12 protein-coding genes are annotated in these 9,114 nt (G+C 56.2%); 6 read left to right on the forward strand and 6 right to left on the reverse strand.

Annotated features, from left to right (window positions below; genetic code table 11):
• The 4 genes from PHD76_14665 to PHD76_14680 all read right to left on the reverse strand — a co-directional run.
• On the reverse strand, positions 1 to 266 hold a 266-nt coding region (locus tag PHD76_14665; GenBank protein ID MDD5263082.1), incomplete at its 3' end, for a hypothetical protein.
• Between the two features lie 22 nt (positions 267 to 288).
• Positions 289 to 1,140 carry a formyltetrahydrofolate deformylase gene (locus PHD76_14670; GenBank protein ID MDD5263083.1) on the reverse strand — a complete coding sequence of 284 codons (852 nt, stop codon included), beginning with the start codon at positions 1,138 to 1,140 and terminating at the stop codon, positions 289 to 291.
• A 16-nt stretch (positions 1,141 to 1,156) separates the two neighbouring features.
• The gene (gene queD / locus PHD76_14675; GenBank protein MDD5263084.1) at positions 1,157 to 1,519 is read right to left on the reverse strand and encodes a 6-carboxytetrahydropterin synthase QueD; all 363 of its coding nucleotides are present in this window, start codon (positions 1,517 to 1,519) and stop codon (positions 1,157 to 1,159) included.
• 50 nt (positions 1,520 to 1,569) lie between these two features.
• Entirely contained in the window at positions 1,570 to 3,501 is a 1,932-nt protein-coding gene (locus PHD76_14680) for a protein kinase (GenBank protein MDD5263085.1), read from the reverse strand.
• A gap of 185 nt (positions 3,502 to 3,686) precedes the next feature.
• Here PHD76_14680 and PHD76_14685 point away from each other — a divergent pair, with 185 nt between their 5' ends.
• Complete coding sequence (locus PHD76_14685) at positions 3,687 to 4,277, forward strand: HAD family phosphatase (protein ID MDD5263086.1); 591 nt, start codon at positions 3,687 to 3,689, stop codon at positions 4,275 to 4,277.
• Here the strand turns inward: PHD76_14685 and PHD76_14690 are convergent.
• Positions 4,266 to 5,279, reverse strand: a complete 1,014-nt coding sequence (locus tag PHD76_14690) for a WYL domain-containing transcriptional regulator (protein MDD5263087.1) — start codon at positions 5,277 to 5,279, stop codon at positions 4,266 to 4,268. The two genes, PHD76_14685 and PHD76_14690, sit on opposite strands and share 12 nt — an antisense overlap.
• Before the next feature lie 64 nt (positions 5,280 to 5,343).
• Between PHD76_14690 and PHD76_14695 the strand changes: the two genes are divergently transcribed.
• The 5 genes from PHD76_14695 to PHD76_14715 all read left to right on the forward strand — a co-directional run bounded on the left by PHD76_14695 (position 5,344) and on the right by PHD76_14715 (position 8,277).
• The gene (locus PHD76_14695) at positions 5,344 to 5,547 is read left to right on the forward strand and encodes a hypothetical protein (GenBank protein MDD5263088.1); all 204 of its coding nucleotides are present in this window, start codon (positions 5,344 to 5,346) and stop codon (positions 5,545 to 5,547) included.
• Positions 5,540 to 5,737: a hypothetical protein gene (locus PHD76_14700; GenBank protein ID MDD5263089.1), complete on the forward strand. Its 198-nt coding sequence runs from the start codon at positions 5,540 to 5,542 to the stop codon at positions 5,735 to 5,737. The genes PHD76_14695 and PHD76_14700 overlap by 8 nt, the downstream gene beginning before the upstream one ends.
• Before the next feature lie 41 nt (positions 5,738 to 5,778).
• The gene (proC, locus tag PHD76_14705) at positions 5,779 to 6,588 is read left to right on the forward strand and encodes a pyrroline-5-carboxylate reductase (protein MDD5263090.1); all 810 of its coding nucleotides are present in this window, start codon (positions 5,779 to 5,781) and stop codon (positions 6,586 to 6,588) included.
• Between the two features lie 731 nt (positions 6,589 to 7,319).
• Entirely contained in the window at positions 7,320 to 7,781 is a 462-nt protein-coding gene (locus PHD76_14710) for a VOC family protein (protein ID MDD5263091.1), read from the forward strand.
• Positions 7,782 to 7,935: 154 nt separating this feature from the next.
• Positions 7,936 to 8,277 (forward strand): hypothetical protein, encoded by a 342-nt coding sequence (locus PHD76_14715; GenBank protein MDD5263092.1) that lies wholly within the window; start codon positions 7,936 to 7,938, stop codon positions 8,275 to 8,277.
• A gap of 191 nt (positions 8,278 to 8,468) precedes the next feature.
• On the opposite strand, the gene PHD76_14720 is transcribed toward PHD76_14715, so the two are convergent.
• Positions 8,469 to 8,861 (reverse strand): SDR family oxidoreductase, encoded by a 393-nt coding sequence (locus PHD76_14720; protein ID MDD5263093.1) that lies wholly within the window; start codon positions 8,859 to 8,861, stop codon positions 8,469 to 8,471.
• Between the last annotated feature and the right edge of the window lie 253 nt (positions 8,862 to 9,114).

Genomic DNA, 9,114 nt, shown 5'->3' on the forward strand with positions numbered 1-9,114 from the left:
TTGTCCCAGACCAGCTTGCCATTGGTTTTGCCTTCGGTCCCAACGGGGCCCAAAATGACCACATCGCCTTCCACCTGCCCCAGCATTTTTTTGAGCAGCGTATTTTCGGCCTTTAACGCAAGATAGTCCGTCCCATAGCCAGCGCTTGTAGCCTGCGATGACAGCATGCTGTGTTTTTGGCCCTTCATATACAAATATCCTGCAAGCAGCGCTCCAATCACCAGAAGCACCGCGACAATTTTGATGTTATTTATTCCCATTGCCATACGAGACGACCTTTCTGTTCAATCAATTTCCATAGACACGGCCCCAGTGGACATCGAGCCTGTTTTTCAAATACAAACTCAGGGCCTTGACCAGGCACTTTGATTCCGCGGCCTTGCCGCGATTTGAAATGGAGTGCAAAGGCTCGTTTGGTTTTGCCTGGAAGGCTTCCTGCCAGATGATCGGCCCCTGGTCGAGATCCGGCGTCACGAAATGGGCCGTCACCCCGACGATTCGCACGCCTTTTTCATAGGCCTGACGGTAGGCGGAGGCGCCCGGGAATGCGGGCAAAAGCGAGGGATGGATGTTGATGATCTTGTTCTTCCAACGCCATACAAAGTCGGGTGAAAGGATCTTCATGAAACGCGCCAACACAATGAAATCGATCTTCTCCTTTTCAAGAATCTGCAGCGTCCTGTGTTCCGCCTGGCTTCTTTCACTGTAATCCACCCGGTAAAACGGCAGGCCGTATTTTCGGGCCACGGGTTTCAAATCCGCACGGTTTCCCAATACCAGGACCGGGTCGGCCTGGATGGTTTTGTTTTTTACCGCCTCCAGCACTGCTTCCAGCACATGTGGCTCTTTCGTCACAAACAACGCCATGCGCTGGCGTTCGCGCCGTGGCGCGACGTCCAGTTTCAATTCCATTTTGAGCCGCCGCGCCAGTTGCTGCAGCCCGCTGCGGACCACCGGGATCTGCTCGCTGAAAAGCGGGGACGCCCATGATGCCTGCAACGTCATGCTGAACTGGCCGCGCGACACCTGTTCCTCAAGGGCCTCGATGTTGGCCTTGTGCTGGAAAAGGAATTGCGTGACTGCGGCAATTGCGCCGGACCTGTCCTTTCCTATCAATGTTATAGCGGCAAATGTCTTCATAAAAGGCTTCAGGGGCTTAATTTCCGCTGTAACGGCACCAGGCCCCGGGTGTTTCCCACAAGGCCACCTCGCTCAGACCCGCGAGTTTGCCCTTCAACCTTTCCCAAAGCCAGACACAGAGCATCTCCAAAGTGGGATTTTCAAGGCCGGGTATTTCGTTCAGATAGGAATGGTCCAATTGTTCCAGCAGCGGCTGCAACACTTCCTTGATTTTTGCGTGGTCGTAGAGAAGCCCCGTTTTGGGGTCGATTTCCCCCTTTACCGAAACTTGCAGCCGGAACGTGTGGCCGTGCAAACGCCGGCATTTGTGGCCTTCCGGGAAAATGGTCAGCGCCTGGGCCGCATCAAACGTAAACTCGCGTGTCAATGTTACTTGCATTCGTCTATTTGACAGAAAAAAACGGCGCTTGTGAAGCGAATCCGCAAGAATCAAGGCGCCGCCTGAGCAAGCAACGGAATATGCCCGATCAGCGGAAGGAATTTTTCCTCCATGAACTCAGGCGTCATGCGGGGATCCTTGGCGACAGCCAGCAATTCCAGCCAGGCGCGGGTGTTCCACAAGTCGCGCCGCTCAACCATGGGGTTGCCGCTGTACCCCAATCCGTATATTTTTGCCATTTGATTGGCCAAGGCTACGGCGCTGGCGACCAGCCCAGTCTTTTTTTCAAGGTCCCCATGGCTTGAGGCCGCCTGGCGGATATTGGCGTCAAAACCATTGCGCGACAGCCACTGCTCTCCGGCCTCGTGATGATCCATCTGCATCAGTTTTTTCTCCTGCGTCGCGAGAATGCAATCCTGATCAATGGCCGCCCGCATGGCGCAGTAGTAGGGATACGGCGCCACCTCTCCCAGGATAAACTTGCCGATATCATGCGCCAACCCCGCAAAATAGGCCTGCGTACGCGCCTTCAGAACCGAATGGTGCATGATCGATGTCAGGTGCTTGCCGGCGGGTTGCCAGCCCTTGTCCGGAATAAAATCACCGGAAATCACGGCGAGCAGGCAGTCCGCGATGATGCCGGTGTTGATGCTATGCTGCCAAAGGCCGTGCCACTGGAAGTCAGACGGCGGTTTGAAATCGTTCCGCATCATCAGGCTGGTGAGGATCAACTGGGAGGAAAGCCTTGTTCCCAAGGCGCGGATGGATTTGCGGCGGTTGGTTGCGGAGTCCGGCGATGCCGAAAACGGGGTGCGGGCCAGCTTTTGCAAAAAGTCGTCCATCTCCGGAAGCAGCGTCAGGGCCTCCGCCAGGTCCCCCACCTCGCTTTCCCTCGCGGCTTCAATTTCCTTCAATGGCTTGAGCAGGGCTGTTACCGCCAGCGGACGAACAGGCTTTTCAATGGCGATCTCGATTTCCTTCAGCGTCCTCTGGCTGCCGTGGTCCAGCGCGCTGATTGTCCACGAAGCGCAGCGGACGGACAAGAGGCCATAGGCAAACTCCCGGGGTTCCGAAGCGCGGATGGGAACATGGATTTTTTTCACCACGGGCGCGGCCTCTTCACTGCTGTAACGCAGGGCGAGACGGTCCACATTCGCAACGGCATGCCGCAGTTCTTCGTAGTTCTGGTACCTGTCCGCAGGATTCTTTTGCGTCATTTTATCCAGCAGCGTGATCCATCCTGGCGACAACCCCGCCGCAGCCGCAGCCTGGTGCGGGAAGGGACGGTCCAGATGCGCCTGGACCAGTTCGCTGACCGATTCGCTGTCGTACAGAAACGACGTGGTCATGAGATGGTAAATCGTCGCGCCTAACGAATAAATATCGCTTCTCTGGTCGGTCTCCTGCTGCAGGATCTGTTCGGGGCACATGTAGGCCGGCGTGCCGAAGCACTCGTCGTCGTTCGCCATCAGGCCCCCGCCCATGCTCCGCGCAAGGCCGAAGTCCGTCAGCAAAATCACGCCGCTGTTGTCCACCAGGAAATTCGAGGGCTTGATGTCCAGGTGGATCACCTTGTGCTGGAAGGCCCAGTCCAGGGCATCAATAGCCTGGTTCATCACCCAGGTCGCCTGGTCCGCGTTCATTTTAACGGTGCCCTCCACCCAGTCATCCAATGTGGAGCCGGTGATGAACGGCATGACAAAATAATGCAGCTCCCCCTCATGGCCGACGAAATAAACCGGCACAATGTTCGGATGCCGCAGTGCGGCGATATTTTGGGCCTCAAGGTCGAAGGCCTTTAATTTTTCGGGATCCTCGGCAAATTCCACCTTCAATACCTTGATGGCGACTTCCCGCGACAGGCTGGCTTCGAAGCCCTTGAAAACATGGCCCATCCCGCCCTCCGCAACATGTTCGATGATGGTGTAGTGGCCCAGTTGCGCATTGGGAACCAAATCCTCCAGTTTATTCGCCAAAATCATAGTTGATGCTCAAGCCGCCTGATCCTGTACCGGCATGTCTAACCTAGAATTTTTTAGGCCTTAGGCAACTTTCATTCTTCCATACTTCAGCCTACCCCCGATTCCCTTGCGCAGCGATGGTTTGCAGTGAAATCTATTCAAAAATAGGTTGGAGTTCTCCCAGTTTGCATTAAATTCGGCCCCCGATGCAACTTGAGATTCCACCCGGTGAATTTGACGGCTATATCTTTGACTGCGACGGCACCCTGGCCGATACAATGCCCGCCCATTATGTCGCATGGCAGCAAGCCCTGCGGGAATCCGGCGCCCCTTTTGAGTTTACCGAGGATCTGTTCTACAGCCTCGGAGGCGTCCCAACCCCCCGCATCGTTACGCTCTTGAACGATAAATATAAAACCAACCTCAATCCGGAAACGGTTTCCCGGCACAAGGAGGAACTCTTTATGCAAAATCTGCATCAGGTCACTCCCATTGAACCCGTGGTGTGCTTCGCCCGCACAATCAGCCAAACCCATCCCGTGGCCGTCGCCTCCGGCGGATTCAAGCGCGTGGTCAATCGCACGCTCGAACTCGTTGGATTGGGCGGTGTGTTTCCAATTATTGTGGCGGCCGAGGATGTCGAACACGGAAAACCCGCGCCCGACCTGTTCCTGCTCGCCGCCCGGCTGATGCGGGTGGCGCCGGAAAAATGCCTCGTCTTCGAGGATGGCGAGGCCGGCCTTCAGGCTGCGGCCAAAGCCGGCATGCAAACCGTCTTTATATCCTCACGCCGCTGATTTCCCGCAGATCGAGCGGTATAGGCCCTGCATCCGGCGACAGATTGCCGCCACCTCCTTGCGCAATTCCAGCGGCGCCAGCACTTCCGCATGATCCCCCCAACTCAGCACCCAGCGCTCAACCTCCTGCAAACTGCCCAAAACCAGCGACAGGCAGATTTCCCCATCCTTCAACTCCCGTATTTTCTGGGATGAATGCCAGATGCGTTCGCGCACGAGTTGCGCGGCGAAGGCGTCAAAACGAATCCGGACCGTCTGTTTTTTCCCGCCGCTGAAAATCCCGAAGCTGTCGGATAAAAACTCCGACGGCGAGAAATTGTCAGGCCGTTCAAACTCCTCCGCGCCCGCGCGCAGGTTGCGCATGCGGGGCAGCGCGAAGGTACGGATGCCCTCCCTCCCCTCGTCATAGCCGAACAAATACCACTGGCTGTCAACGCAAGCCAGATGATAGGGCCGCACCTTCCTCGTTTCATGCGCTTTTCCGCGCAGCTTCCTGTATTCAAACGTGACCTTGCGCGATTGCCTCAGGGCCTGGCTCAAGGCGGAGAAAAGTTCGAGATCCCCCACCGGAGTCCCCAGCGTTTTAAATGAAAAATAGGATTCCCAGCTTCCCGCCTGCACCGAAACCCTGTCCGGCAGGCTTTCCGCCAGTTTTCGAAAGGCCGAGCCCAGCGGCTTTTCAAACACCGTGCCGCGATACTGCGCCAGGGCTTTCTGAGCCACAAACAGCGCGACCAATTCGCCCTCCGACACCTGCAAGGTCGGAAAGGCGCCCACAGGCTGGGTGTAATAATAACCGTAACGCCGGTTGTCATACTCGATCGGCAGCCCCAGTTGGTCCCGCATGAAATCAAAATCCCGCCGGATGGTCTTGGACGCCACCTCCAGTTCCTCCGCCAGTCCGGAGCAGTTGGGGTAGCGACCCTCCTTCAATTCCTCATGCAGGCGCATCATCCGGGCGAGCGGTGGGCGCGACGATTGTTGTGAAATATTTTTTGTCATAGGACAGCCAATGTCCTACCCCAGATGGCAGGCTGGACTCAACAACAAAAGAAAAGGAGTTCACATGACCACCCTGATTCATTGCCACCATTGCCAGGAAGATATGAATGCCGCCGACTGGCAGGCCAACGGCGAGGCCTGCCTGCATTGCGAGCGCCCCCTCTCCGCCGCCTGGCCCAAACCCAACCGGCGCTTCGCGCCCATCGTCCGGCTCAAGCACCGCCTGCAACTGTCGGAATTCGTCCGGAGCCAGCCCGCTTATGTTTAATCAAATTCATTTCTACAAAAGTTGTTCCATCGGACTGGGCTCACTCTGCGCGCTGGTGGGTCTCGGTGTTTGCCTGGTCCTCCCGGCCGCCGCCTGTTACCTGCTCCTGATGGCGGGTTGCTGGTTCGCACTCGCCCGGTATTGCAACGGGCAAGCCTCGACGCGTGAGCCTGCCCGCATGCCTCGATAAAAACAGCTTGGACAGACGAAGTTGCGGCGTAGTCTTGCCGGATGCAACTCGCCATCGTCGGAACCGGCAATATGGCCCGTGCCATCACACGCGGCCTGCTCGCCAATCATGTCTTCCAGGCCCCGGCCATCACCGGGACCGATAATTTCAAGCCCAGCCGCGACGCCTTTCTCGCCCTCGACCCCGAAGGCAAATTGAATTGGGCCGACAGCATTCCACAAGCCGTCGCAAAGGCCGACATCGTTCTCATTTCAGTAAAACCCCAGCAAATCCCCGATTTGTTCCCCGAACTGGCGCAGGCCAAACAAAATGCGCTCTATATTTCCATCGCCGCCGGTGTCCGGCTCGAACGACTGGAAAAAGGCCTGGGCGCGGGCAGGCCCATTATCCGCACCATGCCCAATACGCCGTTGCTCGCGGGTGAAGGCTGCACCGCCTATGCGGCCGATTCCGGCGCCAGCGAAGTCCACTGCCAGCTTGTGGAGAGAATTTTCGGGGCTGCAGGGCTTGTGTTTCCGGTAGCTGAAGAAAATCTGGACGCGGTGACCGCCTTGAGCGGATCAGGACCGGCCTTTTTTGCGCAGATTCTGGATTGGCTTGTTCAGGCCGCCAGTGCGGAAGGACTGCCGCGCGAGCTGGCTTATCCGATGGCCCTCCAAACCATGCGCGGCACAGCGCGACTGTTGCAGGAAACGCAAATGAGCCCGCAGGAACTCATCAAACAGGTTTCCAGCAAGGGCGGCACAACCGAGGCGGGACTGGGCGTTCTGCAAGGCGGGGATCTGGCGATGCAATTGGGCAAAACCATCCGGGCCGCGGCGCGCCGCTCGCGCGAACTGGCCAATTCCTGAAAACAAAGTTTAAAATACAGCACGTTTAACAGGAAGATCGCAAAGTACGCTTGGAACTGGCGCAGCCGCATCTATCCCTCTGACAAGGGGGAACTGAAGGGGGTGCATCTTGTGAGCGCCAAAGGCGCGGATTCATTCAGATAACTAACAGCCAACTTCAAACTGAACACTGAAACCTTAAACTTGGAGTTTACACCCAATTTCACCTTGTTTTGGGGGTGCAAGCGGGTGTAAGTTTAAAGGATGCAAGGCCCTGGACGAAATAGGAACATCTGTGCGGCAATTGCAGGTAAAATGCCGCGCGCGGCAGAACAATACTGTTCGGCAGAAATAAAATATCTATGGCTAAAACACGAAACATACTCAAACACCTAACAATAGAAACAGCGGTAGGCACACGCAAATGCCACCCAAATAAAACCCACACGATTCAACCAGGAGAAACCCACTTGGCACAGCAAACGATCACAGGCAGAGAAAATATTTGTAGAGTTTGTGCTGTAGAGATTTTTGACGTCGCAGAAAATCATCTTCGCCAGTTGAGAAGAGATTTGGGAGCCTGAAAAGCCGAACCATGCGTTCCAGCGAATCCCCTACAGCACCAGACTTTTGTGGTAATGTCGCATGGGATCCATGCCAGCAGAGCTGTCACGCCCCATGCTGGTCCTCACGAGCTGTAGGGGATCGCTGAACGCCGACGGCGCCAAGGAGACATCATGACTGTCATGCGTATGGACAACGTCGGCATCGTGGTGGCAGACATCAATGCCGCCATTGAGTTCTTCACCGAACTGGGTCTCCATCTCGAGGGGCGTACCACTGTTGAAGGAGACTGGGCAGATGGGGTCACCGGATTGCGCGACATGCGCGTCGAGATTGCCATGATGCGTACACCGGACGGTCACAGCCGGCTCGAGCTGTCCCGTTTTCTTGCGCCGCCCGTGGCCGCCGATCACCGCAGCGCCCCAGTGAACGCGCTCGGTTACCTACGCGTCATGTTCACCGTGGAGGACATCGACGATACGCTTGTCCGGCTCGGCACACACGGCGCGAAGCTCGTCGGCGAAGTAGTCCAGTATGAAAACATGTATCGGCTCTGCTACATCCGGGGTCCCGAAGGAATTCTCATCGGGCTCGCACAACAGCTCGGGCAGCAGACTTCCAGAGAGAATCCCATAGGACGTAACCGTTGAGAACTAAAGATGAATCGCCTAACTAGTCGTTGTAGCCTACGGATCACGCTTGCATTTCGGCTCTTTGAAGAAAAGGTGAACGTAATGTGCAATGTTCCAGGGCGGGCCGGCAAGCGCGCCCGCGGCTAAACGCTACGTTAGCTATAGGAAGATTATGAAAGACATAGCTTGGCTGCTTATTCGAACAGTGGGATTAATTTGCATCATCCTATCACTTAAGTTTGCCGTAATTACTGGGGCGCTCATTTCAGTCGCCTACCCTTACCGCAGTTACTCGGTAATTTCCGCCTCTAACTCTAGCGACCCAATTCCTCCAGAAAAAGACGCCAGCAATCCAGATGTACAGCGTAAATTCGAACTCTATCATCATTATTTTATAATGGCTTCTAGAAATGGGGGATGGTTTCTCCTCTTGATCGGTTCGGGAATTTATTTGCTTCGAGGGGGCAAACTAGTGCATAAAATCATCACAAATATACCCCCTGTAGATAAATAGGCGAACCATGCCATCTACTCAACAGCCTTTAGCGTCACTCCTCCTGCTAGTCGCTACGCTCCTGCCAGGAGTCGCGCCGGTGCAGGTCATGCCTGATGCGGGACGAGCGATAGGGGTCAACTCCGACATCCGTCGCGAGCAGGCGGCTTGACATTGACAGAAATGCGTCGGTCCACTCCTCCAATGTCCTGCTAAATCGCCGGCATGACATTCCCGCCGCAGACCGGAAGCCAGGCTCCGGTGATGAACGAGGCCAGATCGGACGCGAGAAAGGCGACAGCCTGTGCGATTTCCCGGTCTTCACCCCGCCGGTTCAGCGGAACATTTCGTTCATAAGCCTTCTGCCTCTCCGTTCCGCTCAGGCGGTCGCGCTCACTGATCGTCCAACCGGGCGCCACCTGGTTCACCGTCACGCCGTGCTTCCCGATTTCGCGCGCCAGCACCCGCAAGACCCCGTCGGATCCGCGCTTGCCCGCGACATACGCCGATTGTGTCGGCAGGCACTGCATCGCGCACTCGGTTGAAATCGCGATGATGCGGCCCCATTTCTTTTTGATCATCGAGGGCGCAAACGCCTGCGCCATGAGTACATTTTGCATTTATAGGGTCAGTCCTTGACTCCTGACAAGTGAATCCCGTCAGGCTGTCTGCTTTCTGAATAAATGGGATGCGAGAAAGCGCATCCCTTCACCCTTGGATCGCTTCAAGCACCGCTTCCACCCGCGGTTCGACCGGAATGAGCTCCTGCTTGCATACTGAAATGGCTGTGTCCGGGACTTTCAAGCCATGGCCGGTCAGCGTCACGGTCACAATCGAATCCTTCGGAATCAGCCCTTC

It is taken from the genome of Candidatus Methylacidiphilales bacterium, from assembly GCA_028713655.1.
Taxonomy (GTDB): domain Bacteria; phylum Verrucomicrobiota; class Verrucomicrobiia; order Methylacidiphilales; family JAAUTS01; genus JAQTNW01.